Raw genomic sequence first — 25,829 nt, 5'->3', positions numbered from 1 at the left:
AAAACTGGCGATTATGGCCCGCCTCGCCACAAAAATGCGTTAATGCATCATCATTGCGTTGCTCTGGCTCCACATTTGTGGCTAGAAACGCCAGCAGGGCGTGGCTGCCGTTGAGGGATGGCGGCGTTGGGATTGTTCCGATGGGTTATGCAGGGTCTGAAAGTATGATGAAGACAGCGCGCGCTTTGTTCGCATCGCTCTTGGTGCTGAGCGCAGGTGCCTTAATTTCCGGATGCCAGTCTGACCCCGATATCGACATCACCAAGCTCGGCCTCGAGAATGATCCGCCGGATGTTCTCTATACGCAGGGTCTCGCCAACATGAAGGCCGGCAACATGGCCGAAGCGGCGCGCAAGTTCGACGCGATCGACCGCGAGAACCCGTTCTCGGAATGGGCGCGCAAGGCCCTCGTGATGAGCACCTTCGTCAAGTACCGCCAGGGCCGTCTCGATGACGCGCTTGCTTCGGGTAACCGCTACATGGCGCAGTATCCGAAGTCCAAGGATGCGCCTTACGTCCAGTATTTGATCGGCCTGACCTATTCGAAGCAGATCGTTGACGTCACGCAGGATCAGCGCGCATCGGCCAAGACCGTCGAGGCCATGCAGGCGGTCATCGACAACTATCCGGATTCCGAATACGTCGACGACGCACAGGCGAAAATCCGCTTCGCACGCGACCAGATGGCCGGCAAGGAAATGCAGGTCGGCCGCTACTATATGGAGCGTAAGGAATATCTCGCCGCGATCTCGCGCTTCCGCACGGTGGTCGAGAAGTATCCGAATACCAACCAGATCGAAGAAGCCCTCGCGCGCCTCGTTGAGGCTTACTATGCAATGGGGATCGTCGACGAGGCGCAAACAGCTGCGGCGGTTCTCGGCCACAACTACCCTGACAGCCAGTGGTACGCGGATTCCTTCAAGCTCCTGAAGAGCGGTGGCACCGAGCCGCGTGAAAACCCGGGCTCCTGGATCGCTGCCGCAGGCAAGAAACTCCTGCTCGGTACCTGAGGCCAATGCTGATCCAGCTTTCGATCCGCGATATCGTTTTGATCGAGCGGCTGGATCTTGCCTTCGAGACCGGCCTCTCGGTGCTGACCGGTGAGACCGGCGCTGGCAAATCCATCCTCCTCGACAGCCTTTCGCTTGCCCTTGGGGGTCGCGGCGACGGCGGCCTGGTTCGCCATGGCGAAGACAAGGGCCAGGTTACGGCCGTCTTCGACGTCGGCCCGGATCACGGTGCCCGCAACCTGCTGCGTGAGAACGGCATCGATGATGACGGCGATCTGATCTTCCGCCGTGTTCAGAACTCCGACGGGCGCACCAAGGCCTATGTCAACGACCAGCCGCTCAGCGTTCAGCTGATGCGTCAGGCCGGACAAATGCTCGTCGAGATCCACGGCCAGCACGATGATCGCGCACTCGTCGACGCGCATGCGCACAGGATCCTGCTTGATGCCTTCGCGGGCGCGAACGAAGACGCTGCCGCCGTTTCCAACCTCTACCGTATCTGGCGCGATACTGAGCGAACGCTGAAGAAACAGCGCGAGAAGGTGGAGAACGCCGCCCGCGAGGCAGACTATCTGCGCTCCTCCGTAGAGGAACTGGAGAAGCTTTCGCCCCACGACGGCGAAGAGGACGAACTTGCCGACCGTCGCCAGAAGATGATGAAGGCAGAGCGCATCGCGGGCGATATAGCCGAAGCGTCCGAGTTCCTCAATGGCAACGCTTCTCCCGTGCCGCACATCGCCTCGCTGGTGCGCCGGCTAGAGCGCAAGAGCCACGAAGCCCCAGGCTTGCTGGAAGACACTGTGGCGCTTCTGGATGCTGCGCTCGATCAACTTTCCAATGCGCAAATGGAAGTCGAGGCTGCGCTGAGGAAGACGGAATACGATCCCAAGGAATTGGAGCGTGTCGAAGAGCGCCTGTTTGCGCTTCGCGCCGCTTCGCGCAAATACTCTGTTCCGGTGACCGAACTGCCGGCGCTCGCCGTTCGCATGATCAGCGATCTTGCGGATCTCGACGCCGGCGAGGAAAGGCTCGCCAAGCTTGAGGCCGAAGTTGGTGTCAGCAAGGCGAACTACCACGCCGCGGCTCGCTCGCTTTCCGACAAGCGCCATCATGCCGGCGACGCCCTGGCTGCTGCCGTGATGGCGGAATTGCCGGCACTGAAGCTCGAGCGGGCGCGGTTCATGGTGGAGATCACCACCAATCCCGAGGATGCGACATCCGAGGGCATCGACATCGTCGAGTTCCATGTTCAGACCAATCCGGGTACGCGTCCGGGCTCCATCATGAAGGTCGCCTCCGGCGGTGAACTCTCGCGCTTCCTGCTCGCCCTAAAGGTGGCGCTCGCCGATCGCGGTTCGGCACCAACGCTCGTCTTCGACGAAATCGATACCGGCGTCGGCGGAGCGGTTGCGGATGCGATCGGTCAGCGACTCAAACGCCTTTCCGACCGCGTGCAGGTCCTTTCCGTCACGCATGCGCCGCAGGTTGCAGCGCGAGCGGCTACGCACCTGCTGATCTCCAAGGGGCCTACTTCCGACGGCTCCGAGAAGATCGCGACGCGCGTCGCGACGATGGCGCCCGACGATCGCACCGAAGAAATTGCCCGCATGCTGGCCGGGGCTTCGGTGACCGAGGAGGCGAGGGCGGCTGCTGCCCGGTTGCTGGCTGGCAGCGGCTGATTCCACAGCTCTTCGAAATGGGGAGCAGGCACGGTTAACGATCTCTCCCGCTCTTTCAATCCATACGTTTTGCTCTAAAACCGACTCCAGATTCGTGGAGCGAGAGCCGTATGTCGACTGAAGCCATAGCCGTTGATGCCCTGACGATCGAAGATGCCGCAGCCGAGCTTGAGCGGCTTGCCAGAGAGATCGCCCGCAACGACGAGCTCTATCACGGCGAGGACCGTCCGGCGATCTCGGACGCCGAGTATGATGCGCTGAAGCGACGCAACGACGCGATCGAGGCGCGTTTCCCTGAGCTCATCCGCGAGGACAGTCCGTCGCGGCGCGTCGGCGCGGCACCCTCGGTGACCTTCGCGCCTGTTGTGCACGCACGGCCGATGCTGTCGCTAGACAACACCTTCTCGCAGGAGGATGTGCAGGACTTCGTTGCAAGCGTCTATCGTTTCCTCGGCCGCTTGCCGGACCAGTCGATCGCGTTTACGGCAGAGCCGAAGATCGATGGCCTCTCCATGTCGATCCGTTACGAGAACCGCAGGATGGTAAGCGCTGCAACCCGCGGCGACGGTACGACCGGCGAAAACGTCACCGCCAACATCCGGACGATCAAGGAAATTCCTCAAACCCTTCCTGCGAGCGCGCCAGCAGTCGTCGAGGTGCGCGGCGAAGTCTATATGGCCAAGAGCGATTTTCTAGCGTTGAACAAGCAGATGGAAGCCGAGGGGAAGCAGACCTACGTCAATCCGCGCAACACGGCCGCGGGTTCGCTACGTCAGCTTGACGCCAAGGTGACGGCAAGCCGCAAGCTGAAGTTCTTCGCCTATGCCTGGGGCGAGATATCCGACATGCCTTCCGACACTCAGTTTGGCATGGTCGAGGTATTCAAGAGTTGGGGCTTCCCGATCAATCCGCTGATGAAGCGGCTGAATTCGGTCGCCGAGATTCTGGCCCATTACGATGAGATCGGCCTGAAGCGGCCGGATCTGGACTATGACATCGACGGTGTCGTCTACAAGGTCGACAGTCTTGAGCTGCAGGCCCGCCTTGGCTTCCGCTCACGCAGTCCACGTTGGGCGACAGCCCACAAGTTCCCGGCCGAGCAGGCGTTCACGACGGTCGAAAATATCGATATCCAGGTCGGCCGCACCGGTGCGCTCACTCCGGTAGCGCGGCTGACGCCGATTACGGTCGGCGGCGTCGTTGTGACCAATGCGACACTACACAACGCCGATTATATCGAAGGCATCGGCAATTCGGGCGAACGTATCCGTGAAGTCGGGCATGACATCAGGATCGGTGATACCGTTATCGTACAGCGGGCAGGCGACGTCATCCCGCAGGTGCTTGATGTTGTCATGGAGAAGCGGCCCACAGACGCCGTCCGCTACGATTTCCCGCAAAAATGCCCGGTCTGCGGCAGTCATGCTGTGCGGGAAAAGAACGAGAAAACGGGAAAGCTCGATTCAGTTACCCGATGCACCGGCGGTTTCATCTGCCGTGCACAGGCAACCGAGCATCTGAAGCACTTCGTCTCCCGCAATGCCTTCGATATCGAGGGCCTGGGGTCGAAGCAGGTCGACTTCTTCTTTGAGAGCGACGATCCTGCCCTGCAGATCCGCACTGCGCCCGATATTTTCACTCTGGAGAAGCGGCAGGCGAACTCGCTGACCAAGCTTGAAAACATCGAAGGCTTCGGCAGGGTCAGCGTCGGAAAGCTCTATGCGGCAATCAACGAGCGACGCAGCATTGCGCTGCATCGGTTCATCTATGCCCTCGGTATCCGCCACATCGGAGAGACCACGGCGAAGCTTCTGGCGCGCTCCTACGGCACCTACGCCGATTTCGAGGCAGCGATGAAGGATGCTGCGCCCCTGTCCGGCGATGCCTGGAACGACCTCAACGCGATTGAAGGCATCGGGGAGATCGTGGCGCGCGCCATCGTCGAATTCTACAAGGAGCCGCGCAATGTCGAGGTCATCTCGCGGCTGCTTGCCGAACTGAACGACGGCACACCCCTGGCGGCCGAAAAGGTCGCGGCTTCCAACAGCCCTGTTGCCGGCAAGACCGTCGTCTTCACCGGTTCGCTGGAGAAGTTTACGCGTGACGAGGCCAAGGCGCGGGCAGAGAGCCTTGGAGCCAAGGTTGCCGGTTCGGTGTCGACGAAGACCGATATCGTCGTCGCAGGACCCGGAGCCGGCTCGAAGCTCGACAAGGCACGTGAGCTTGGCGTCCAAACGATGGACGAGGACGAGTGGCTGGCACTGATCAGTGGGTGAGGACGCCAGCCTTCGCCTTTCTACAGCCTGACTCGCGCCATCGTGTACGCGTCGACATAGGCGCCGTCTCGGAAGCCGAAGGACTTTAACAGGCCTTCCGTCTCGAAACCGAACTTCTTGTAGAGTGCAAGGGCGGCAGCGTTATCCGTGTAGACCGTGAGTTCCAGCCGCTTGATATCAAGCCAATTGTCCGCCGTATCGACAAGCGCCTGCATCAACGCGCTGCCGACGCCCTTTCCGGTGAAATTATCGTGCACGCCCATGCCGATGCTCGCCGCGTGGCTGCGCCGCCCCAGAAGGCGCATGAGATGCGCGTCGCCGATCGGCACCCCGTCGACCTCCGCGACAATGCTCACGTTGCCCTGTGGCATCGACTCGAAACGCTTCCGTGTTTCCTCGACGCTCTGATAAGGAAGACGGAGCGTGCCGTGGCGAAAGCCTGGCAGGTTGAGCATGGCCGTTACCGCCTCGATGTCGCTTGCGCGCATCGCGCGGATCGTCACGCCCGTCACGGGCGGTTTGAGGGGTTTTTCTTCCGGATTATCCAAGACGCTCTCCTTGAGTTGTTGGAGGAGAGCAAGCTTCGAAAACCCTGCTCACCTCGGCAGGGTCTTCGGGATCGATCGGTCGATTAACGCGCCAATGCTCCCCCGAGCCCTGCATGGGTCGTGGTGTGGTGCATGGTCGTAAGAATTGCGCGTGATCCGATCATGCGACGAAAGTCGTTGATGGCGACGCTTGAGTCAAGCCGGGGTGTTTACCTCCGGCTCCCTACAACGCTAAATCGGTGAAAAGATATCGACTCGGAAGCCTCGGTTGAAGACCATCGCCATTGACTTCGAAACAGCCAACGAACAGCGCGGCAGCGCCTGTTCGGTCGGTCTGGCATGGATCGAGGACGGTAAAGTGACCCGCGTAGAGGAGCGTTTGATCCGACCGAGGGAAATGCGGTTTTCCGGCATGAACATCGCCATTCACGGCATTCGGCCGGAGCATGTCGAGGACGCACCCGAGTTTCCCGAGGTTATGGACGAGTTCCACCACGATTTCCGGGGGGCGACCATGATCGCGCACAATGCTGCTTTCGATTTCAGCGTCTGGCGCGCAAGCCTCGATCTCTATCGGCAATCCTATCCGGAACTGACCTATCTCTGCAGCCTGAAGATGGCTCAGCGGATCTGGCCGCATTTCCTGTCGCATCGGCTCAACATCGTCGCCGAGCACCTTGGCCTGCGCTTTGCGCATCACAACGCTGCCGAAGACGCAGCCGTCTGCGCGCACGCGGCGCTCGCGATGGCAAAGGCCGTCGGTGCCGCTGCCGTCAATGCCATTCCCGCTCTGATCGGGATGAAGCCGGGAAAGTTGACACCGGAAGGATATGAAGCCTGCACCTGCCGGAAGGCGTGAAGGTTCCTTGTAAAGGCATCCGTCGGACTTACCTTAGAATCGGATGTAACCAGGGAAACACCATGTCTGGAAAAAGCTGCATCATTCTCGCTGCCTCGCTCATCGGTCTCTGCGCCGGCACGGCATCGGCTGACCAAGTCGGCAAGGTTGGTGTCGACTGGATCGGTAACGACATCATCATCGACGCAGTGGCAGACCCTCAGGTGAAGGGCGTAACCTGTCACGTCACCTATTTCGACCGCAGCGTCATCGACCGCGTGAAGAACGGCAACTGGTTTGAGGATCCCTCGAACAATTCCATTTCCTGCCGCCAGACCGGGCCGATCGAGATCGACGACATCAACCTCTCGAAAGGCGGCGACGAAGTCTTCAAGACGGGCATGTCGCTGATCTGGAAGAAGCTGGTCGTCAACCGGATCTACGACAAGGAAAACGACACGCTGATCTACCTCGCGCATTCCCGCGAATTGACCGATGGCTCGGCCAAAATGGCGATCTCGACGATCCCGCTTTATGGCCAGAACGTCACCTGGAAAAACGGTAAGCCGCAATAACGCCTGCACGCCGGTTCGGATGGAATCGGCGGCAGGCCCAGATATGGTCCGATGGCGGACCAAACCGAAGGGAACGCTCATGCCAAGCCACGCGCGGATCGGCAACCAATATCTGACGGTCGATGTTTCCTCACTAGGAGCCGAGATGCAGTCGCTTGTGACAAGCGACGGCCGGTCGTGGTTGTGGAACGGAGATGCGGCTTTCTGGGGCGGACGTTCGCCGGTGCTTTTTCCGATTGTCGGCAAGGCGCCCGAGGACATGTTGGCGATCGACGGCGAGACCTATCCGATGGGGCAGCACGGTTTCGCGCGCCGGACGGAATTTGCCCTTGCCTCCGCGGACGCAACGACATGCCGGTATGAACTCGCCTCATCGCCGACGACGCGGGCGGTCTATCCTTTCGACTTCCTGTTGGCGGTAGAACACACGCTGGAGGGACGGGCACTGACCGTCGCAGCCGAGGTCACAAATCGCGATAGCCGGCCGTTGCCCTTCGGCCTCGGCTTTCATCCCGCCTTCGTCTGGCCATTGCCTGGATTTGCCGGGCGCGATCACGTCATCACCCTCGACAATCAGGGAGAGCCAGGTTTGGTGCGATTGCAGGGTGGGTTGATCTCGCCCGCGAAGCTGGCGTCGCCATTCAAGGCCGGACGGCTTGTGCTGGACCGCGGCATGTTCGAGCAGGATGCCATGATCTTTCCCGAGGGGGCGGGGAAGGGATTAAGCTACGGTGTCGATGGTGGGCCGACGATGCATTTCCGTTTTGAAAATCTGCCCAATCTGGCGCTCTGGCAGAAACCGGGCGCACCGTTCATCTGTATCGAACCCTGGCATGGAACGGCCGCTGAGAAGGACGGCTCGAACGAGATTGCAAAGCGCCCGTACAGCCTGACATTGCCTCCCGGCGAAACCAGCCGCTTTGCATTCACGGTCGAGATCGTGGAGTAGTTAAAGCTGGCATCTTTCCACGCGCGAAAGACGAAAACCGCCTGCAAGTAGTCTTGCAGGCGGCGAGTTTGCTTATGGGACGTGACCGCGCAAGACGGGCTATTACGCAGCTTCGCGCGTCAATTCGTCGGCGATGACGGTGTCGAGGTTCAGGAAGCAGACCATGGTCTTTTCGAGGGCGACGATGCCGCGGCAGAAGGCGCGCTGCGCTTCCGGGATGATTTCCGGGGCCGGCTGCAGGTCTTCGCTCTTGATGGTCATCATGTCGGAGACCTGTTCGACCAGCAGGCCGACGAGCTTGCCAGCAATGTCGGTGACGATGATGGCAGAGCGCTCTGACGGCTCGGTCATCTTCATGCCGAGACGGCAGGCCATGTCGATGACAGGGATCACAGCGCCACGCAGGTTGATGAGGCCGAGGACGTAAGGCGGCGTGTGCGGCATCGGCGTCACCGGCGCCCAGCCGCGAATTTCGCGGATCGCCATGATGTCGATGCAGAATTCCTGCTCGCCGAGATGGAAGGAGACGATCTCGAGATGCGAGCCGGTCTGGTTGATGACGGTGTTGTTCATGATCAGAATTCTTCCCAGTTGTCTCCGGCCGGTGCGGCCATGGCTCTGGCGGTTGCGCCGCCGCTGAATGCGCCCGCGACCTTGCCGATCAGGCTTCGTGCGGGAGATGGTTTCGGATGCGAGACTGCGGTGGCTTCCCGCGGCGTGGAACGGGCATTCATGCCCTCGCCGATCTTGAACGTCCGGATCAGGTGGATCAGGCTGTCGGCATCGGTGGCGAGCGCATGGCTTGCTGCGTTCGTCTCTTCCACCATGGCCGCGTTCTTCTGCGTGACCTGGTCCATCTGGCTGATGGCCGTGTTGATTTCGTTCAGTCCGGTGGATTGTTCGCGTGCAGAGGTTACGATTGATTTAACATGCTCGTCGATGCGCAAAACATCTTCGCCGATCTGGCGCAACGCTTCGCCTGCAGCGGTCACGAGTTCGCCGCCGGCCTTTACCTCAGCCCCGGATTTTCCGATCAAGGCCTTGATATCCTTGGCAGCCCCTGCTGCCCGACCGGCGAGTTCGCGCACCTCCTGCGCGACGACCGCGAAGCCCTTGCCAGCTTCGCCGGCACGCGCTGCTTCGACGCCGGCATTGAGGGCGAGCAAGTTGGTCTGGAAAGCGATCTCATCGATGACGTTGATGATCGTTCCGATCTCACGAGAGGCCGTAGCGATTCGCTCCATGGCGGCCATGGCGTCGGTGACGACCGCATCTGATTTCGTCGTGTTCTGTCGGGTATGGGCAACCATGTGGCCGACTTCTTCGGCGCGGTTGGTGGCGTTACGGACCGTTGCCGTGATCTGATCGAGTGCCGCGGATGTTTCCTCAAGCGATGCGGCTTGCTGCTCCGTGCGCTTGGCGAGATCGTCGGCGGCGGCACGCATCTGCTGGCTGCTTGCCTGGATGGACGTACCGTTCTGAGAAATGCCGGCCATCGTCTGGCGGAGTGTTGCCGTGGTCAAATTGAAGTCGCTGCGCAGGCGCTCCAGTTCAGGCTTGAATGGCTGGTCGATGGTGACCGTTACGTCGCCGCCAGCGAGCCGGTTGAGGCCCTGGCCCAATGCCTTGACAGCATTGTCGAGCGCCTCGGCATCGGCCAGCTTTGCTGCTTCGCGGCTGCGACGCTCTGCGTCGCTTTGCTGACGCTCGCTGTCAGTCCGCGCCTGGAGTTCCAACTTGTCGATTGCGGCAAGCCGGAAGCTTTCCGCCGCGCGTGCCATGTCGCCGATCTCGTCGCCACGCTCGGTGGCGGGGACGTGGCTGGCGAGATCGCCCCGCATGATCGCGTGCATGCTCTTGCGGACGGCCTCGATGCCGCGGCTGATGGAGCCGCCATGAATGTACTGCAGGATCGCCATTGCGAGGATGGCAACGATACCGAGTGCAAGCTGGATGTGGATTGCCCGCTGCGAGATCGCGTTTGCCTCGTCGATTCGAGCCTTGGCGAGTTCGCCGCCATCGCGCGCGAGCTTGTCCAATGTCGCGCCTACTTTGTCGCCACCTCCGTCGATAGCGTCGTCGAGCCTGTCGAACTCACTGTCTGGCGCGCCGGCTTCGACAGCCGCCTTCAGGTCGCCGACGATATTCTTCCCGAGCGTCGCGACGTCTGCGTCATACGTGGATAGCAGGCTTCCAGCGTTCAACTCTTCGGCCAGACGGTGCAATTCCTTGGAGCTGTTTTGTAGCCCCGCAATTGCGTCATTCATCAGCTTCAGGCGTTCGGGCATCACTGTGCGATCGCCACGATCGACGATGGTGTCCATGGCGGCAAGAATCAGAGTGAGGTTTGCGGCTCGCATCTCGTTGATGTGGTCGACGCTGACCTGGATTTCGTTGGCGTGTCTTAGACCGGCATCAGCGCTTGAATTCTGGTACCAGCCAACCGCGATCATCGAGCCGAACCCGATGAACGCAGCGCCCGCAAGGGTGCCGAGCCTCTGGCCAACAGAGAGGCTGCTGCGCACTTTCATATCAGTCATGTGATGATTATCCCCCTCCGCGATGAGACGCGGTATCCATTTTGCGCTCACGCGGATAGCCGGGATCGAAATGCCAGGCAGACGTCATGTCACGGGAGCGGCGGACGCTCCATCCAGTGCTAAATATAGATGTGTATTTTTAAGTATTTACTAACCCTCAAAGATTGTAGGCTGCCTCCTCTCGTACCAGCATGTGTTGGTAACTATCTGGGCTTTTTAGTTCGATTACGCTTTTTCCGTGTGCCTGTGGGGCAATCGGTCGCCGGCGGGAAACGTCTTGTTGAATTGCGCCGTCGAGAATGAGGCGATATCACCCGTGAACGGGAATGGTCCCGACATCAGAGGTTTGATCGATGAAGACTGTCCGCGTTGCGGTGTGGGTTGCGGTGCTGTTGATGGCCGGGATTCTCGGCTGGCTGACCCTCAATGTCACCAAGACGAAAGACGCGGTGTCCGAGGGACCGTTCGGCGTGCCGTTCACGCTGGTCGCCCAGGACGGCCAACCGATCACCGAGCAGGCCTTCCGCGGCAAACCGACGGCGCTGTTCTTTGGGTTCACTCATTGCCCGGAAGTCTGCCCGACAACGCTGTTCGAAATGAATGGTTGGCTGGAGAAGGTCGACCCAGAGGGCAAGAAGCTTCAAGCGTATTTTGTGACCGTCGATCCGGAGCGCGACACGCCTGACGTGATGAACCAGTACGTCTCCAATGTGTCCAAGCGCATCGTCGGTATTTCAGGCGCGCCCGACAAGGTCGCCGATGTCATCAAGGGCTACCGGGTCTACGCCAAGAAAGTTCCTGTCGACGAGAGCAAGCCGGACGGCGACTACACAATGGACCACACGGCTTCCGTCTTCCTGCTCGACTCGGCGGGGCGCTTCGCCGGCACCATCGCCTATGGCGAAAACCCCGATACGGCGGTAAAGAAATTGGAGAACCTCGTCAGCAAGGGATGACGGCATGGCGTCAGGGCATCGCAGCATCTTGATCGCCGGCGCCGGCACGACCGGCCTGACTGCCGCCCTCGAACTTGCCCGGCGCGGGCACGTTCCGCGTATCATCGACGGTGACGCCGGCCCTGTGCCGTTGGCGGAAAGCCGGGCTCTCGGCATCAATGCCAGAACACTGACGCTGCTTTCGCCTTCACGTGTAAGCGACGCCATCCTGCAGGAAGCACAGCGGATTGCGCATTTCCGCATCGTCTCCGGGAACAGACTGCTTGCCGACGTCGACACGACAACCGTGCCCGGTCCCTACAGCGCTATCCAGATGCTGGCGCAGGGACATACCGAGCGGCTCCTGTTGGGCAAGCTTTCCGATTTTGAGGTTGCTCCCGAATGGCAGACCGTGGTGGAGACGGTTTCGCGGGATACCTCGAAGCCGCGAGTAACTCTGCGGAAGCCCGATGGATCTGTAGAAACGGCGGATTTCGATATTGTCATTGGCGCCGACGGCGCTCATTCGACGGTGCGCAAGGCTGTCGGCATCGATTTCCCCGGGCAGGCGCTGGAGAGCAGCTTTTATCTCGCGGATTTCCGCTACGACGAACCGGTCGATACCGGCTTTGTCGAGATCAATCTGCTCGACCCGGGGATGATCGGACGTCTGCCTGTTACGCATGATGTCCTGCGCTATATCTCGACGCTCCCCGATTTCGAGAGCCGCATCCGGCATCCTGCACGGGTCACCGAGCGCGTCTGGGCCTCCGATTTTCGCATTCACTTCCGTCGTGCTTCGGAGATGGCAAGGGGTAACGTGTTTCTCGCAGGTGACGCGGCGCATATTCACTCGCCGGCCGGTGCGCGCGGGATGAACCTTGGCATAGAAGACGCGTGCTGGCTCGCCTGGCTCATTTCTGAGGGGCGGGAACGCGAATATGCGGCTCTGAGGATGCCGGCGGTGACGACGGTGCTGAAACAGACCCACCAATTGACGTCGCTGATCACCATGGAGAATCCGATGGCGATCGCGGTCCGAAACCTTGCCGTCCCCTTCCTTTTGCGAATACCTGCCTTCCGACAAAAATTGCTTCGCGGCGTGTCGGGATATGATACGCAGTCGCCTCCCTGGATCGCTGGCGCGCTATAGAAGAAAGACCGATTGTGGAAATACGCCTTTATGTGACGACAACCGAAGTACTGGCCGGCGAGATCCTGGATCTGTTGTCCGATGTCTTTGGCGAAGAAGACTTCGCAATCGCGACGACTGAGATCGACGAGAAAAAGGACATTTGGGAAGCGTCTGTCTACATGATGCGTGAGGACGAGGCGGAGGTCAGAGCGCGTGTCGAGGAAGCGCTGAAGACGAGTTTTCCCGACGCAAAGGTAGAGCGTGAGGTTATCCCCGATGTCGATTGGGTTGCGAAATCACTCGAGGGGCTGAAGCCGGTGCGGGCGGGGCGGTTTCTCGTCCACGGCTCGCACGACCGCGATAAGGTGCGTCCGGGCGACATCGCTATTGAGATCGATGCGGGCCAGGCGTTTGGTACCGGTCATCATGGCACAACGGCCGGCTGCCTGGAGACGATCGATCGCGTTCTTCGTTCCCGCCCAGTGCGCAATGCGCTTGACCTCGGAACCGGCAGCGGCGTTCTGGCGATTGCCGTGCGGAAGCTCCGGAACATTCCTGTTCTCGCGACCGATATCGATCCGATCGCAACGAAGGTTGCGGCCGAGAATGTCAGAAGCAACGGCATTGCGTCAGGCATTTCGACGGCAACGGCCCCGGGCTTTCACTCGACCGCATTTTCCGCCCACGGCCCCTTCGATCTGATCATTGCCAATATCCTGGCGCGGCCACTGATCAAGATGGCGCCGCAACTCGTTAATCATCTGGCGCCCGGTGGTTCGGTCATCCTCTCCGGAATTCTTGCCGCGCAACGCTGGAAGGTGCTGGCCGCCTACAATGGCGCGCATCTGCGGCATGTCCGCACCATCTGGCGCAACGGCTGGGTGACGATCCATCTCGACCGCCCCTGAAATGAAGGCAAAAAGAAAAGGCGGTGCCAATGGCACCGCCTTCGGACCAGTTTCCCGGTCATGCCCGCGAGCTCGAAGGAGGAGGAGCGCTCGAGCGGGCTTCTACTGGTTCTGATCGCCGATCCCGTGAGGGAGGAGGAGAAGGGAGCGGCGAGTTGCTCAGAACGCGTAGCTGGTTGCGACCTGATGGCGCGTAACCCTTTGGCCGGCGCCGAGCATCTTGAGGGTGTCCTCATGCAGCGGACGGCGCGAGCCGATGATGTGACGCACAGTCTGGCGCTCGCCAGCCTGTACCGGGCTGCTGTAAGCGAAGCGCGACAGAGGGGCAGTCATATCTGAATTCCTTTTGTTTCGTTTCAGGTTCGTCTCGAACCTGTTTGATGGCGCCTATATAGCGATTTAGAAAAGCGGAGGGAGAGGGTTTCGTTCATGGGAGCCATGCGCTGAATGCATAAAGCGTGCCAGTTTGTGAATCGATGCCTCATTTCCGCCGAATTATTGGGCGGCTTTTGCTCAGGCATCACTTTGCAGATTTCTCGTATTCGCCTGAAATTCCGATAACATAGCCGAATCCCGTCGCTGAGGGATTCGCACAAAACCGGGTTATTGAGCATGTTCCAGTCTTTTGAAGTCACTTCGACGCCACAATTCGGCCGCGATCGCGTCTCCGCTTTGCGGGCAAGTTTTGATGCGCTTGGCATCGACGCCTTTCTGGTGCCGCGCGCCGACGAGTTCAACGGCGAATATGTCCCGGCTTGTTCGGAGCGTTTGTCCTGGTTGACGGGCTTCACCGGATCGGCGGGCATCGCGCTGGTGACGCGTGCGGCGGCGATTGTCTTCGTGGATGGGCGCTACGTGACGCAGCTTGCCGAGCAAGTGGATAATTCCGTCTTCACCGGCGGAGACCTTGTGAACGAACCGCCCCACGCTTGGCTTGCGAAGAATGGTTCGAAGGGCCTGCGTCTCGGTATCGATCCGTGGCTGCATTCCGGCGCGGAGGTGCGGCGATTAGAGAAGGCGCTCGCCGAAATTGGTGGTTCGCTTGTCGTCCTTCCCCACAATCCCCTTGATGAGCTCTGGAGCGACCGCCCGCAGGAACCGCTGGGGCAGGTGGCAATCCAGAACGTCGTGCAGGCGGGCATACTCGCGACCGAGAAGATCGCGACGATTGCAGCCGATCTCGCAAAGAAGAACTTGAAGGCGGCCCTGATCGCGGATCCGTCTTCGGTGGCCTGGACCTTCAATATCCGCGGTGCCGATGTGCCGCATACGCCGCACCCGCTGGCGCGCGCGATCATCCATGCCGACGGCAAGGCCGATCTCTTCCTCGACAAGCGCAAAACCGGCATCGAGGCGGAAGCCTATCTTGCACAGATGTGCGTTCAGCTTCCACCGTCGGAACTCGAAAAGAAACTGTCGACCGTTGCAAGGGATGGTGGCCGCGTCCTGGTCGATCCGGATCTCACCTCGTATGCCCTGGCGGAGATCATTCGCAAGGCGGGTGGCGAGGTCGTGGAAGGCAATGATCCCGCGAAGCTGCCACGGGCCGTCAAGAACGGCGTGGAGATCGATGGTTCTGCTGCCGCGCATCTCCAGGACGGCGCGGCCATGGTCGAGTTTCTCTACTGGCTGTCGCAGACCAAGCCGGGAACGGTGACCGAAATCGAGGTGGCGGAGAAGCTGGAAGCGGCACGCGCTCGCGTCGGCCAGAGCATGCAGAACCCGTTGAAGGACATCTCCTTCGACACGATCTCCGGTGCCGGTGAGCATGCGGCGATCATGCACTACCGCGTGACGACGGAAACGAACCGCAAGCTTCAAGCCGGGGAACTCTTCCTGATCGATTCCGGTGCCCAGTACATCAACGGTACGACCGACATTACCCGCACCGTCGGTATCGGCTCGGTCACCGAGGAACATAAGCGCTTCTTCACGCTGGTGCTGAAGGGGATGATCCAGATCAGCACCGCGCGCTTTCCCAAGGGCACCCGCGGCTGTGACCTCGATCCGCTGGCCCGCATCGCGCTTTGGCGAGCAGGGGCTGATTTCGCCCATGGCACCGGCCACGGGGTCGGGTCCTATCTTTCAGTGCATGAAGGGCCGCAGCGCATCGCCAGGCTTTCAACGCAGGAGCTGCTGCCAGGGATGATTCTCTCGAACGAGCCTGGCTACTACAGGCCAGGCGCTTTCGGGATTCGCATCGAGAATTTGATCTATGTCCGAGAGGCGGAGGCGATCGACGGCGGTGACTTGCCGATGCTTGGCTTCGAGACGCTGACCTTCTGCCCGATTGACCGGAGCCTGGTCATTCCGGAACTTCTGACGCACGACGAACTGCATTGGTTCAATGGCTATCACGAACGCACGCGTGAGGCGCTGATGCCGCTGATCCACGACCACGACGTCAAGGCGTGGCTGGAGAATGCCACCCTGCCGCTCGAATATTGACTAGCGCCGGCGGCGTCACATGCCGATGGTGTGACGCCAGGCCATCACGACGAGCCATGCGACAATCAGCATCCAGGTGTGCGAGGCCCTCAGGCCGACGACGAGCGCGGCGAGTAGGGCGAGCTTCGACTCCCAGCCACCGGTGAAGAAGGCCGGCGCGACAAGCGTCGTCAACACAGCGGCCGGAACTGCGGCAAGTGCTGCCTCCATGCGCGGCGGGATGCGCTTCATAGTCGTGATGAGGATATAGCCACCGATGCGCGTCGCGTAGGTCGCAGCCGCTGCCGCCAGGATCACGAGCGCCATGTGAAGATCGAAGGCCATCATCATACCTCGTGCAGATCGGATTCGAGTTCCTGTTCATGCGGCGGCGGCGGGAACAGGGCGGCAAGCACGATGCCGGCAGCGGCGCCAAGGCTTACGTGCCAAGGCGAGCCGACATAATGGTAGGCGACAACAGAGGCGACCGCGCTAACGGCAGCGACCGGTAGAAAGTTGTCGCGATGGCGGAAATCGAGGACGATGCCGAGGAAATAGGCTGGCAACAGGATGTCCAGTCCGATCGATTTCGGGTCGCCGATGTAACTTCCGAGCGTGCCGCCCAGCAGACTGACCAAAACCCAGGGCACGTAGATGATGATCCCAAAGCCGAGGTACCAGATGAACGTGACCGGCTTGCCGCTTTCGCCACGTTTGACCGTTTCCGCAAACTGCGGATCGACCAGAAGGAAAAAGGTGAAGAACTTCTGGAGCGGCGAAAAATGCTTGATGTAAGGCGCGATCGCCGCGGAATAGAGGACGTGGCGGAAATTGACTGCAAGGATCGAGGCAACGATCAGCCACGCCTGCACATTGTGGCCGAAGAGCTCGATGCCGACCATCTGGCTCGCGCCGGCGTAAACGGTGGCACTCATGAAGGTCACTTCCGCAAGTGACATGCCGTTATCAACCGCGAGCGCTCCAAACAAGGCCCCGAACGGGGCCGAGGCCAGCGCGATGGCCGAGCCACCGCGCAAACCGTCGAAAAAATCAGCGCGACTCATCGGCGACAATCCTTCTGGAATTTTGCCTTCCGTGTAAGGAGGGGTAGTACCTGCCGCAAGCAAATTTCCTTGATTGAACGATCGATTTCGCTGAACGATGCGGTCGCGACTGATTGCCGTTCGGGGAGAAAAGATGAACCAGATCGAATTTTCGAAGGAAGAGAAGGCCGAACTTCTTGCGCGGATTCAGCACTATTTCAGCAGCGAGCTGGACCAGCCGATCGGTCTCCTGAAAGCGGAGTTCGTGCTCGAGTTCTTTGCGAAGGAAGTCGGCGCCGCCTACTACAAGAAGGGGCTGGAAGATGCGCAAATCGCGCTCGCCAGACGGATGGACGACTTTTCCGAGGACGTCTACCAATTGCAACGGAATGCGACGGCGTAGCTAGGTCCTGCCGCTAGCCGTCGAGAACCTGCCGGCTGGTGATGATATCGATGCCATGCTCGCGCATCTCCTCGATCGCCGCCGCAACGCCCTCAGGCGAGATGCCGCGGCTGGCGTCTTCGATGAAGCGAACGCGGACGCCGGGCATCATCTCGGTCGCATCCAATGCCGAGAACTTCACGCAGTAGTCGGTTGCGAGACCGCAGACGTCCAGATCGGTCACCTCCTGGCCCTCAAGGAAATGGGCAAGACCCGTCAGCGCGTCCTGATCGTTGTCGCGAAAGGCGGAGTAGCTGTCGACACTGTGATTCTCGCCCTTTTGCAGGATGAGATCGATCTTGCCCATCTTGAGGTCCGGATGCAGTTCTGCGTCCGTCGTGCCCTGAACGCAGTGGTCCGGCCACATCATCTGCGGCTTGCCTGACAATGTGCCAAGTTCGAACGGTTGCTTTCCCGGGTGAGAGGAAGCGAAGCTGCCATGACCGGACGGATGCCAGTCCTGCGAGGCAACGATCAGGTCGTATTTGCCGCTGTCGATCAGACGATTCGCGATGGGGACCACCTCGTGGCCATCCAGCACTGGAAGGTTGCCGCCTGGGCAGAAGCCATTTTGAATATCGACCAGCAACAAGGCTTTCATCGGTGCGATTCCCTCGAGTTGTGCGCTGCACCATGCCAAGGGTGGAGGGATGGCGCAAGCGCCAAGACACTTCGCCGCAGATCAGCGAAGTGCGCCTTGAAAGGGTCAGCTCGGCCGGTGCCCTTTCAGCCCGTAAAAGGCGATGTAAGCATAGCACAGAACCGGCATGAGGAAGGCGAGGTGAATGCCGATCGTGTCCGCCAGCGCGCCTTGAACAAGCGGAAGCAACGCGCCGCCGACGATTGCAAGGCAGAGGATTCCCGAGCCTTGGCTCGTATGTTTTCCGAGACCGTACAGTGCCAGGCTGAAGATCGTTGGGAACATGATCGAGTTGAAGAGACCGATCGCCAGCACGGACCACATGGCGACATGACCACCCGAGAAGACGGTCAGCAATAGGAGCGCGATTACTACGACTGCATTGAAGGCCAATGCCTTGCCGTCGTCAACGTAACGCATGACGACAGCGCCAACGAAACGACCAATCATCGCCCCGCCCCAGAAATAGGACACGTGATGCGCGGCCTCGGCTTCCGAAAAGCCGGCGATATCAGGCTGACCCAGGAAGTTGACGAGGAAGCTGCCGATGCTGACTTCGGCACCGACGTAGACGAAGATGCCGACGGCGCCGAGGATCAGATGGCGGTACTGCCAGGCAGAGCCGCCGCCGGTGATCGGCTCGATCTCTTCGGCGCTGTCAACATGCGGCAGTTTCAGGGCTGCAAAAAGTGCTGCCAATACCAGGAAGGCGATGGCCAGGAGCATGTAGGGAAACTTCACGGCGCCCGCTTCGGCGAGCCTCATGGCATCGAGTTGTTCGGGTGTGGCGCCGACAACGGCGGCGGTCGTAGCGGACAGGATCAGGAACGCACCGAACATGGGTGCAAGCGTGGTGCCAAGAGAGTTGAATGCCTGCGTCAGGGTCAGGCGGCTTGCGGCCGTGTCGGGTGGACCGAGCACGGTGACATAGGGATTGGCCGCGACTTGAAGCAGAGTGATCCCGGTTGCCAGTACGAAAAAGGCTCCGAGGAAGAGCGCGTAGACGCGGTAGCTCGCTGCAGGAATGAACAGCGCGCAACCGACCGCAGCGATGAGGAGGCCGGTTACGATACCCCACTTGTAGCTGATGCGCTTGACGAGCGCGCCGGCGGGCAAGGAGATGATGAAGTACGCGCCGAAAAAGCAGAACTGAATCAGCATGGACTGCGTGTAATTCAGATGGAAGACGTTCTTCAGATGCGGAATGAGAATGTCGTTCAGGCAGGTGATGAAGCCCCACATGAAAAACAGCGACGTCAGCGCCACGAGCGCAAATCGATAGTTCGCTGCCGGGGAAGTCGTAGCCGGGCGTGTCGTCGCGGCGTTGTTGGTGATGATACCAGCCACTGTCTTGTACCTCTTGTTCTTGTTGCGCCGGAAACTTCCCTCGGAGCTATCAAGGCGATGGGCCGGCGGTGGCTCGGCAGAGCGCTTGGGAGGAGGCGTGCAGCAAGCCACAAGGCTTCATATATTCATTTGGAGTCGAATTGGTAGTATTCAAACTATTTTATTGTGCGGTTGGTGGGAGGTTCTCGACCGCGAATTGGACGGGCCTTAGGCCGCGCAGGCGGACTTCGCGCCTGCCTGTTCTTCTGCCGTGCGACTGGCGTGATAGGCGCGCTTCTGTGCGTACATGGCAATGTCGGCACGCCGCACCATCGACTCCATCGTTTCCCCGGGCTCGCTTGTCGCGACACCCAGAGAAATGCTGAGCGGTGCATTGGAATAGAACTGGTTGTTGATCTTCAGAAGTTCGCCGATCGTCTCGACCATCGTGGCGACGGCCTGCTTGTCGGCGCCAGGCATGAGAACTGCAAACTCGTCGCCGCCGATTCGGGCCGCATGGTTGGGTTGTGCGACAGCGCCGCCCAGAACTTCGCCCAGTCGACGCAGCAGCGCGTCGCCTGCGTCATGCCCGAGCTGGTCATTTGCTTCCTTCAGGCCATTGAGATCGATGATGACGGCCGACACTGGACGCAGCGACTTGCGCTCCAGCCTGTTCAGTTCGTCGACGTAGAAGGCACGATTGTGGAGCTTGGTCAGCACGTCGTGCTTGCCGAGATATTCGAGATAAGCCTCGGCCTTCTTGCGCGCGGTGATGTCGGTGAGCGCCACCTGCACCAGTGCCCAGTCCGCCTCGTGGCCGGGCAAAACGGAGAACTGAAGGAGGACATAGCGCTCGGAGCCGTCAAGCGCGTAGTTCACGACTTCACGCTGATGGAATAGACGGCCATGCCACAACTCGATCAGCTGTTCGCGGAAATGCTTTTCCATGTCATCGCGAAAGACATCGCCGATACGGTGCATCAACGTGCGACGGTCCGGCGCGCAGAACAGGTCGAGTGTGGCCTGGTTGACGTCGATGACACGAATCTCGCTCATGCACTGGCGCACAAATTCCGGGTGGACGTCGGTGAACACCCTGAAATCGTCGATGCCGCGATCGCGAACACTCTGCAGCAGCAGCTTGATCCGGCTGAAATCCTCGACCCAAAGCGAAACCGGCGAATGCTCGAAGATGCCTTCGGCGTAGCGCCGATTCTCGCGTTCCTTGCGGCGTGCTTCCTCACGAGCAGTGACATCTTCGGTCGTGAGCATCACCTGTGCAAGCGATTGCTCGTGCCCTGGCAGCACCGAGCCGCGCAGTTGGATATCAAGCCGGCGTCCGGACAGTGTGTAGTTGACGGCGCTGCTCGTGAACTCCGTCTTGCCGTCCCAGAGTTCGGCCAGTTCGTTGACGTGGCTTTCGAGCATCTCATCGCGAAAGACCGAACCGAGATTTGCTACCAAGTGGTCGAGGTCGTTGGCTTCGAAGAGTTCAAGTGTCTTGCGGTTGACGCGTAGTACGCGGATCAGTTGCGAGCAGGAGGCGACGCGACCCGTGTCCTCCCTGAGATAGGCTCTGATATCTTCGACGCCTTCGGCGCGCCAGCGATCGAATTGTGTCTTAACACCGCTGAAATCCTCGATCCACATCGCGATAGGTGAGAGGTCAAAGATATCGGAATCGCTCATGACAGGGCTTTCGGTTGTTGAGTGCGCGGCGTTACCTCACGGATCTTTAAGGATGATTCGTAAACCTTCGCTTGACGCGGCGATAACAGGTTGCGCTGTTTTGACGCCGTGGTTTCTCTTCCGCGCCATTGACGCGCGCGTCGTCAGGCCAATCTAGGGTAATGGGATCTCGCGGCTACAAACACGCGAGAGTGTGACAATGGTGAGTGGCGTTCAGAGTATCGGGCGGCAAGCGACGGTGGCGACTGTGAAGTTTTGCCTCGTCATGCTGGTGATAACCTTCCTTATCGCGGGTTCCCTGTCTTATTGGCAAGGATGGCTGTTTCTTGCGAATTTCTGCGGATGGTCCGCGGCCCTTACGGTATATTTCGTCAATCACGATCCGAAACTGGTTGAGCAGCGTCTCCACGTCGGGCCGACGGCGGAACGTGAGCCATCGCAGAAGCGCATACAATCCTTCAACAGCGTTGCAATTATCGCGCTCTTCGTCGTCTCGACGCTCGACTACCGGTATGGTTGGTCGGGCTCCGTTCCCGTCGCTGTCGTCGTTCTCGGCAACCTGCTGATCGCTGCCGGCTACATCGGGTTCTTCTTTGTGTTCCGGCAGAACTCGTTTGCGGCGGCGACCGTCGGCGTGACCGCTGAGCAGCGAGTGATCTCGACGGGTCTCTATAGCCTTGTGCGTCATCCGATGTATGCGTCAGCCTTGCCGATGTTTCTCGGCGTACCCTTGGCGCTCGGCTCTTACTGGGGCGTGCTCGTGGTGCTGCCGATCCTGGGCGGCCTTATCGCGCGGCTGCTCGACGAGGAAAAACACCTCGTGCGGGATCTGCCGGGTTATGGCGCCTACCGCAAACAGGTCAGGTGGCGCCTTTTCCCGGGTCTCTGGTGAGAGCGCGGCGTTTGCTGTAGATATCGCGGCGGGTCGATGGAGAGGCTGCAGTGGCTATTAGTGTCGTGCAATTGGGGTCACCGAGGGGAGAAGGTGAAGGCGTGCGGATCGGCACTGTTCGCCGGCCGCCGCGGGCCGTGCCGAAAGAAGAGTTTGCCAGCCGCAACTATTATGACGTGTGGCTGCCAATCCTTTCGCCGAGCCAGGTGCTTGTCACCGAAGCGAAGGCGGCAACCACCGACGCCGAGTGGACGGCCTTCGTGCGCAGCTTCACCAAGGAAATGAAAGTGCCGGAGGCGAGCCATGTGCTCGACCTGCTGGCGACGCTTTCCCATGCCAGTAATTTTTCGATCGGCTGCTACTGTGAGAGCGAAAGCAGATGCCATCGAAGCGTCTTGCGACGCCTGCTTGAAGAGCGGGGCGCAAGGTTTGCGGCTGAAGCCTGCGCCTAGTGTCCATATGATCTGCGGCGAGCCGTGGTCTTGCCGATTCCGGGAATCTCTGCCTTTCTTTGCCGAAGGATAACCCGGAGCCCAAGCCATGACCGAGCCCGGTCCAGAAGAGAAGATCGACGCGACGTTCCGCAACGGCTCGCTGACGGCAGCCGGCATCATCCTCGGCTTTTCCCTGAGCTTCGTCAGCCGCTGGGTCTCGAATCCAAACGATTGGAGCCGGATCGACATTCTGCCGATGCTGCTGCTGACAGTGGGTATTGCGTTGCAGGTCAAGGTTTTCGCCGATCTGCTCGCCCGGGATTCGCTGATTGCTGCCAAGTATGACCGGGCCAGACGGTTGTTTCTGATCGGGATCGCGGTCGTCGCCGCCGGGATCGGGCTGGCATTGCTCAACGACATATTGGGGCTGGGTTCGATGCCGATCCTGGGGTGAGCGGGCGTCATGCCCGCTCTGCGAATTCGGACTTCCTCGCTGCCGCGGCAAGTGCCGCGTTCATGCACCCTCGATGTCAGGTCCCGAGAATGATGTGGTTGCAGGCAAAGGCGATGGTTGGACTGCTCAAGACGGCAATCATGAGCGAGGCTGCGATCAGAGATAGCGAATAACGTTTCATCTGCGTCCTCTTACTCTCCCGCGATCAGTGCGCGCGGGAGCGCAGTATGCGGGACGCGCCGCCGCAAACGAAGTCACGAATGGGTGAGGCCCGGATTCCGGAGAGAGCAAGGCTTTACGAAACGCACAATCCTCGCTTTACGAAACCCGTTCGACAAACCCATCCAAGACCCGCTTCTGCCCGGCACGGTCGAACTCGATCGTCAGCTTGTTGCCCTCGATCTCGACGATGTTGCCGTTGCCGAATTTCAAGTGGAAGACGCGGTCGCCGGTCTTGAATTTCGACGGTTCCGTGGCGGTCGATTTCGCCACCAGTTCGCCATCGATGGTGCGACCTCGCGGGCCGCTTTCGCCGTAACCGATGCGTTCGACGGCGTGGCCCGAGCGTGTGCCCCAGTTGTCGCGGGTGGCGTCCGTCTTGTTCTGCTGGGCACGCTTCCACCCGGGCGTCGAATAAGAGGAACTAGCGAAGGGATCAGCTTTGTCGAAGCGCGACTGGCCGTAACCGCCGCCGCCGCGACCGTAGCCACCATAGCTCTGTTCGGTTTCCGCAACCTCGACATGCGTTTCCGGCAATTCATCGAGGAATCGCGACGGTATGGTCGATTGCCAGAGGCCGTGGATGCGCCTGTTGGAGACAAACCAGATGTGGCAACGGTGCTTGGCGCGGGTGATGCCGACATAGGCAAGGCGGCGCTCCTCCTCGAGACCGGCGCGGCCGCTTTCGTCGAGCGAACGCTGGTGCGGGAACAAGCCTTCCTCCCAACCTGGCAGGAAGACGGTGTCGAATTCCAAACCTTTGGCGGAGTGCAGCGTCATGATCGAGACGGCGTCGAGGTTTTCGTTCTGCTCTGCGTCCATCACCAGCGCGACGTGCTCGAGGAAGCCGCGCATCGACTCGAAGCTTTCCATCGAGCGGATGAGTTCCTTGAGGTTTTCGAGACGGGTCGGCGCATCGGCCGACTTGTCGTTCTTCCACATGTCGGTGTAGCCCGACTCTTCGAGGATCTGCTCGGCAAGCTCGGTATGCGGCGTGCTCTCGAGCATCTCCTGCCAACGGCGGAATGATTGAACGACGTCGAAGAGGGCTTTGCGCGCTTTCGGCTTCAGTTCGTCAGTCTCGATCATGTCGGCTGCGGCTGCCAGCATCGGAATGTCGCGGGCCCGGGCATAATCGTGAAGCGCGCGCACGGTCGTATCGCCGAGGCCGCGCTTCGGGGTGTTGATGATGCGTTCGAAGGCAAGGTCGTCGGCAGGTTGGGCGACGAGGCGGAAATAGGCCATCGCATCGCGGATTTCCAGGCGCTCGTAGAACCGAGGGCCGCCGATGACGCGGTAGTTGAGGCCAAGCGTGACGAAGCGGTCTTCGAATTCGCGCATCTGGAACGAGGCGCGAACCAGGATTGCCATGTCGTTCAGCAGATGCCGCTTGCCGGTAGCGGCGCCACGCTGAAGCTGCTCGATCTCCTCGCCGATGGCGCGGGCCTCTTCCTCGGAATCCCACGAGGCGTGCACCTGCACCTTGATGTCCTCTGGATCTCTACGGTCGGTAAAAAGCGTCTTGCCGAGGCGGCCTTCGTTGTGGGCGATCAGGTGACCGGCGGCACCGAGAATATGCGCCGTCGAGCGATAGTTGCGCTCGAGCTTGATGACCTTGGCGCCCGGAAAATCCTTCTCGAAGCGCAGGATGTTATCCACTTCGGCGCCGCGCCAGCCGTAGATCGACTGGTCATCATCACCGACACAGCAGACATTCTGAAGTTCGCCCTTCGGACGTTGCGCAAGCAGCCGCAGCCACATGTACTGGGCGGTGTTGGTATCCTGATACTCGTCGACCAGGATGTAGCGGAAGCGGCCGTGATATTCCTTGAGAAGATCCGGGTTCTTCCGGAAGATCGCAATCGGATGCATCAGGAGGTCGCCGAAGTCGCAGGCGTTCAGCGTCGACAGCCGCTGCTGGTAGGCAAAGTAGAGTTCGCGGCCCTTGCCATTGGCGAAGGCGCGGGCGTCGCCTTCCGGAATGTCCCCCGGTCCTAGGCCCTTGTTCTTCCAAGTATCGATCATGCCGGCGAACTGCTTGGCAGGCCAGCGCTTGTCATCCAGGCCTTCTGCCTGGATCAGCTGCTTGATCAGGCGCACGACATCGTCGGTGTCGAGAATGGTAAAATCGGAGCGAAGTCCGACGAGTTCGGCATGGCGGCGCAGGAGCTTGACGCCGATCGAATGGAACGTGCCGAGCCAAGGCATGCCCTCGACCGCGCCGCCGACGAGAACGGCAATGCGCTCCTTCATCTCGCGTGCAGCCTTGTTGGTGAAGGTGACGGCAAGAATCTGCGAGGGAAATGCGCGGCCGGTGTTGAGGATATGGGCGATGCGCGTCGTCAGAACGCGCGTCTTGCCGGTACCCGCGCCCGCAAGCACGAGAACGGGGCCTTCCAGCGTTTCGACGGCTTCGGTTTGCTCAGGGTTCAAGCCAGAAAGATAATCGGGACGCTTGCCGCCACCGCGCGCAGCCATGGCGCGGGCGGCGAGCCCTCCAGCGGCCGGAGCGGCAGGAGCCGGCTGCTTGCGCGGCGCCTCATCCGGCTCTTCATCGAAGAAGGGGATATCGTCGAAACTATTGCTCATGGCGCGTAATGTAGTGATTCGGGATGGAAAGGCCAGAAAAGATGTTCTGCTTTCATTCCCCTCGATGCCAGCTTTCCTCAGCTTACGCCGGGCATTCGAGAAAGCCGGCTCCGGGAACTGCCCGCATATGCTGCAAGAGACAGCTGCGGTTGCGCGTAAGCATCGTCAATAAACGTTAGGAAACAAAACCGTCATTTGACGTTGAGAACGAAATTCTACAACACGGTCCAGAGGGTTGAGAGTTGCCACAACAGTAACTCAGTCTTGATATTACAATTCAG

24 protein-coding genes are annotated in these 25,829 nt (G+C 60.2%); 14 read left to right on the top strand and 10 right to left on the bottom strand.

Annotated features, from left to right (window positions below):
- Nucleotides 1–140: 140 nt before the first annotated feature.
- The 3 genes from FHT76_RS21785 to ligA all read left to right on the top strand — a co-directional run bounded on the left by FHT76_RS21785 (nt 141) and on the right by ligA (nt 4,965).
- Entirely contained in the window at nt 141–1,010 is an 870-nt protein-coding gene (locus tag FHT76_RS21785; protein WP_183754596.1) for an outer membrane protein assembly factor BamD, read from the top strand.
- Nucleotides 1,011–1,015: 5 nt separating this feature from the next.
- A complete protein-coding gene (gene recN / locus FHT76_RS21780; RefSeq protein ID WP_183860896.1) occupies nt 1,016–2,689 on the top strand; it encodes a DNA repair protein RecN in 1,674 nt (557 codons plus the stop codon).
- A 110-nt stretch (nt 2,690–2,799) separates the two neighbouring features.
- Nucleotides 2,800–4,965: an NAD-dependent DNA ligase LigA gene (gene ligA, locus FHT76_RS21775; RefSeq protein WP_183860894.1), complete on the top strand. Its 2,166-nt coding sequence runs from the start codon at nt 2,800–2,802 to the stop codon at nt 4,963–4,965.
- A 20-nt stretch (nt 4,966–4,985) separates the two neighbouring features.
- Here the strand turns inward: ligA and FHT76_RS21770 are convergent, their stop codons facing one another.
- Complete coding sequence (locus FHT76_RS21770; protein WP_246712583.1) at nt 4,986–5,453, bottom strand: GNAT family N-acetyltransferase; 468 nt, start codon at nt 5,451–5,453, stop codon at nt 4,986–4,988.
- Nucleotides 5,454–5,781: 328 nt separating this feature from the next.
- On the opposite strand from FHT76_RS21770, the gene FHT76_RS21765 reads away from it, so the two are divergent.
- The 3 genes from FHT76_RS21765 (at nt 5,782) to FHT76_RS21755 (ending at nt 7,875) form a co-directional block, all read left to right on the top strand.
- Nucleotides 5,782–6,372 (top strand): 3'-5' exonuclease, encoded by a 591-nt coding sequence (locus tag FHT76_RS21765; RefSeq protein ID WP_183860890.1) that lies wholly within the window; start codon nt 5,782–5,784, stop codon nt 6,370–6,372.
- 62 nt (nt 6,373–6,434) lie between these two features.
- Complete coding sequence (locus FHT76_RS21760; protein ID WP_183754605.1) at nt 6,435–6,926, top strand: CreA family protein; 492 nt, start codon at nt 6,435–6,437, stop codon at nt 6,924–6,926.
- A gap of 79 nt (nt 6,927–7,005) precedes the next feature.
- Entirely contained in the window at nt 7,006–7,875 is an 870-nt protein-coding gene (locus tag FHT76_RS21755; protein WP_183860888.1) for an aldose 1-epimerase family protein, read from the top strand.
- 102 nt (nt 7,876–7,977) lie between these two features.
- Here FHT76_RS21755 and FHT76_RS21750 read toward each other — a convergent pair whose 3' ends face one another.
- Nucleotides 7,978–8,448 carry a chemotaxis protein CheW gene (locus FHT76_RS21750; protein ID WP_056812703.1) on the bottom strand — a complete coding sequence of 157 codons (471 nt, stop codon included), beginning with the start codon at nt 8,446–8,448 and terminating at the stop codon, nt 7,978–7,980.
- A 2-nt stretch (nt 8,449–8,450) separates the two neighbouring features.
- A complete protein-coding gene (locus tag FHT76_RS21745; RefSeq protein ID WP_183860886.1) occupies nt 8,451–10,415 on the bottom strand; it encodes a methyl-accepting chemotaxis protein in 1,965 nt (654 codons plus the stop codon).
- Nucleotides 10,416–10,768: 353 nt separating this feature from the next.
- Between FHT76_RS21745 and FHT76_RS21740 the strand changes: the two genes are divergently transcribed.
- From FHT76_RS21740 to FHT76_RS21730, 3 genes are read left to right on the top strand one after another with little or no spacing between them, the layout of a single operon-like run.
- Nucleotides 10,769–11,371 (top strand): SCO family protein, encoded by a 603-nt coding sequence (locus FHT76_RS21740; protein WP_183754611.1) that lies wholly within the window; start codon nt 10,769–10,771, stop codon nt 11,369–11,371.
- 4 nt (nt 11,372–11,375) lie between these two features.
- A complete protein-coding gene (locus tag FHT76_RS21735; RefSeq protein WP_183860884.1) occupies nt 11,376–12,503 on the top strand; it encodes an NAD(P)/FAD-dependent oxidoreductase in 1,128 nt (375 codons plus the stop codon).
- Between the two features lie 11 nt (nt 12,504–12,514).
- Nucleotides 12,515–13,393 carry a 50S ribosomal protein L11 methyltransferase gene (locus FHT76_RS21730; protein WP_183861407.1) on the top strand — a complete coding sequence of 293 codons (879 nt, stop codon included), beginning with the start codon at nt 12,515–12,517 and terminating at the stop codon, nt 13,391–13,393.
- Nucleotides 13,394–13,552: 159 nt separating this feature from the next.
- Here FHT76_RS21730 and FHT76_RS21725 read toward each other — a convergent pair whose 3' ends face one another.
- Nucleotides 13,553–13,726 carry a hypothetical protein gene (locus tag FHT76_RS21725; RefSeq protein ID WP_183860882.1) on the bottom strand — a complete coding sequence of 58 codons (174 nt, stop codon included), beginning with the start codon at nt 13,724–13,726 and terminating at the stop codon, nt 13,553–13,555.
- A gap of 279 nt (nt 13,727–14,005) precedes the next feature.
- Here FHT76_RS21725 and FHT76_RS21720 point away from each other — a divergent pair, with 279 nt between their 5' ends.
- On the top strand, nt 14,006–15,841 hold the full coding sequence (locus tag FHT76_RS21720; RefSeq protein WP_183860880.1) for an aminopeptidase P family protein: 1,836 nt from the start codon (nt 14,006–14,008) through the stop codon (nt 15,839–15,841).
- 15 nt (nt 15,842–15,856) lie between these two features.
- Here the strand turns inward: FHT76_RS21720 and FHT76_RS21715 are convergent, their stop codons facing one another.
- Both FHT76_RS21715 and FHT76_RS21710 read right to left on the bottom strand, forming a co-directional pair.
- Complete coding sequence (locus FHT76_RS21715) at nt 15,857–16,165, bottom strand: AzlD domain-containing protein (RefSeq protein ID WP_016554492.1); 309 nt, start codon at nt 16,163–16,165, stop codon at nt 15,857–15,859.
- Between the two features lie 2 nt (nt 16,166–16,167).
- A complete protein-coding gene (locus tag FHT76_RS21710) occupies nt 16,168–16,884 on the bottom strand; it encodes an AzlC family ABC transporter permease (RefSeq protein WP_183754618.1) in 717 nt (238 codons plus the stop codon).
- Nucleotides 16,885–17,017: 133 nt separating this feature from the next.
- On the opposite strand from FHT76_RS21710, the gene FHT76_RS21705 reads away from it, so the two are divergent.
- A complete protein-coding gene (locus FHT76_RS21705) occupies nt 17,018–17,266 on the top strand; it encodes a DUF2164 domain-containing protein (protein ID WP_183860878.1) in 249 nt (82 codons plus the stop codon).
- A 13-nt stretch (nt 17,267–17,279) separates the two neighbouring features.
- On the opposite strand, the gene pncA is transcribed toward FHT76_RS21705, so the two are convergent.
- The 3 genes from pncA to FHT76_RS21690 all read right to left on the bottom strand — a co-directional run bounded on the left by pncA (nt 17,280) and on the right by FHT76_RS21690 (nt 20,960).
- On the bottom strand, nt 17,280–17,906 hold the full coding sequence (pncA, locus tag FHT76_RS21700) for a bifunctional nicotinamidase/pyrazinamidase (protein ID WP_183860876.1): 627 nt from the start codon (nt 17,904–17,906) through the stop codon (nt 17,280–17,282).
- A 105-nt stretch (nt 17,907–18,011) separates the two neighbouring features.
- Nucleotides 18,012–19,292: a sugar MFS transporter gene (locus FHT76_RS21695; RefSeq protein WP_405049308.1), complete on the bottom strand. Its 1,281-nt coding sequence runs from the start codon at nt 19,290–19,292 to the stop codon at nt 18,012–18,014.
- 207 nt (nt 19,293–19,499) lie between these two features.
- Nucleotides 19,500–20,960 carry a sensor domain-containing diguanylate cyclase gene (locus tag FHT76_RS21690; RefSeq protein WP_183860874.1) on the bottom strand — a complete coding sequence of 487 codons (1,461 nt, stop codon included), beginning with the start codon at nt 20,958–20,960 and terminating at the stop codon, nt 19,500–19,502.
- Nucleotides 20,961–21,159: 199 nt separating this feature from the next.
- On the opposite strand from FHT76_RS21690, the gene FHT76_RS21685 reads away from it, so the two are divergent.
- The 3 genes from FHT76_RS21685 (at nt 21,160) to FHT76_RS21675 (ending at nt 22,740) form a co-directional block, all read left to right on the top strand.
- Nucleotides 21,160–21,852 carry an isoprenylcysteine carboxylmethyltransferase family protein gene (locus FHT76_RS21685; protein WP_183860872.1) on the top strand — a complete coding sequence of 231 codons (693 nt, stop codon included), beginning with the start codon at nt 21,160–21,162 and terminating at the stop codon, nt 21,850–21,852.
- 50 nt (nt 21,853–21,902) lie between these two features.
- Nucleotides 21,903–22,304 carry a DUF488 domain-containing protein gene (locus tag FHT76_RS21680; RefSeq protein WP_183860870.1) on the top strand — a complete coding sequence of 134 codons (402 nt, stop codon included), beginning with the start codon at nt 21,903–21,905 and terminating at the stop codon, nt 22,302–22,304.
- Between the two features lie 88 nt (nt 22,305–22,392).
- Nucleotides 22,393–22,740: a hypothetical protein gene (locus FHT76_RS21675; protein WP_183754630.1), complete on the top strand. Its 348-nt coding sequence runs from the start codon at nt 22,393–22,395 to the stop codon at nt 22,738–22,740.
- Nucleotides 22,741–23,058: 318 nt separating this feature from the next.
- Here the strand turns inward: FHT76_RS21675 and FHT76_RS21670 are convergent, their stop codons facing one another.
- Nucleotides 23,059–25,548 carry an ATP-dependent helicase gene (locus FHT76_RS21670; protein WP_183860868.1) on the bottom strand — a complete coding sequence of 830 codons (2,490 nt, stop codon included), beginning with the start codon at nt 25,546–25,548 and terminating at the stop codon, nt 23,059–23,061.
- Between the last annotated feature and the right edge of the window lie 281 nt (nt 25,549–25,829).

The organism is Rhizobium sp. BK176 (assembly GCF_024808055.1).
The sequence above is the reverse complement of the archived record's forward strand: the minus strand, read 5'-3'. Positions and strand labels throughout refer to the sequence as shown.

Coding starts and splice junctions, on each gene's coding strand:
- FHT76_RS21785 (WP_183754596.1), top strand. CDS start 141: ATGGGTTATGCAGGGTCTGAAAGTATGATGAAGACAGCGCGCGCTTTG.
- FHT76_RS21685 (WP_183860872.1), top strand. CDS start 21,160: ATGGTGAGTGGCGTTCAGAGTATCGGGCGGCAAGCGACGGTGGCGACT.
- FHT76_RS21740 (WP_183754611.1), top strand. CDS start 10,769: ATGAAGACTGTCCGCGTTGCGGTGTGGGTTGCGGTGCTGTTGATGGCC.
- FHT76_RS21720 (WP_183860880.1), top strand. CDS start 14,006: ATGTTCCAGTCTTTTGAAGTCACTTCGACGCCACAATTCGGCCGCGAT.
- FHT76_RS21770 (WP_246712583.1), bottom strand. CDS start 5,453: ATGCGCGCAAGCGACATCGAGGCGGTAACGGCCATGCTCAACCTGCCA.
- FHT76_RS21690 (WP_183860874.1), bottom strand. CDS start 20,960: ATGAGCGATTCCGATATCTTTGACCTCTCACCTATCGCGATGTGGATC.
- FHT76_RS21705 (WP_183860878.1), top strand. CDS start 17,018: ATGAACCAGATCGAATTTTCGAAGGAAGAGAAGGCCGAACTTCTTGCG.
- FHT76_RS21710 (WP_183754618.1), bottom strand. CDS start 16,884: ATGAGTCGCGCTGATTTTTTCGACGGTTTGCGCGGTGGCTCGGCCATC.
- FHT76_RS21745 (WP_183860886.1), bottom strand. CDS start 10,415: ATGACTGATATGAAAGTGCGCAGCAGCCTCTCTGTTGGCCAGAGGCTC.
- FHT76_RS21725 (WP_183860882.1), bottom strand. CDS start 13,726: ATGACTGCCCCTCTGTCGCGCTTCGCTTACAGCAGCCCGGTACAGGCT.
- FHT76_RS21755 (WP_183860888.1), top strand. CDS start 7,006: ATGCCAAGCCACGCGCGGATCGGCAACCAATATCTGACGGTCGATGTT.
- recN (WP_183860896.1), top strand. CDS start 1,016: ATGCTGATCCAGCTTTCGATCCGCGATATCGTTTTGATCGAGCGGCTG.
- FHT76_RS21715 (WP_016554492.1), bottom strand. CDS start 16,165: ATGGCCTTCGATCTTCACATGGCGCTCGTGATCCTGGCGGCAGCGGCT.
- FHT76_RS21760 (WP_183754605.1), top strand. CDS start 6,435: ATGTCTGGAAAAAGCTGCATCATTCTCGCTGCCTCGCTCATCGGTCTC.
- pncA (WP_183860876.1), bottom strand. CDS start 17,906: ATGAAAGCCTTGTTGCTGGTCGATATTCAAAATGGCTTCTGCCCAGGC.
- FHT76_RS21735 (WP_183860884.1), top strand. CDS start 11,376: ATGGCGTCAGGGCATCGCAGCATCTTGATCGCCGGCGCCGGCACGACC.
- FHT76_RS21670 (WP_183860868.1), bottom strand. CDS start 25,548: ATGAGCAATAGTTTCGACGATATCCCCTTCTTCGATGAAGAGCCGGAT.
- FHT76_RS21675 (WP_183754630.1), top strand. CDS start 22,393: ATGACCGAGCCCGGTCCAGAAGAGAAGATCGACGCGACGTTCCGCAAC.
- FHT76_RS21750 (WP_056812703.1), bottom strand. CDS start 8,448: ATGAACAACACCGTCATCAACCAGACCGGCTCGCATCTCGAGATCGTC.
- ligA (WP_183860894.1), top strand. CDS start 2,800: ATGTCGACTGAAGCCATAGCCGTTGATGCCCTGACGATCGAAGATGCC.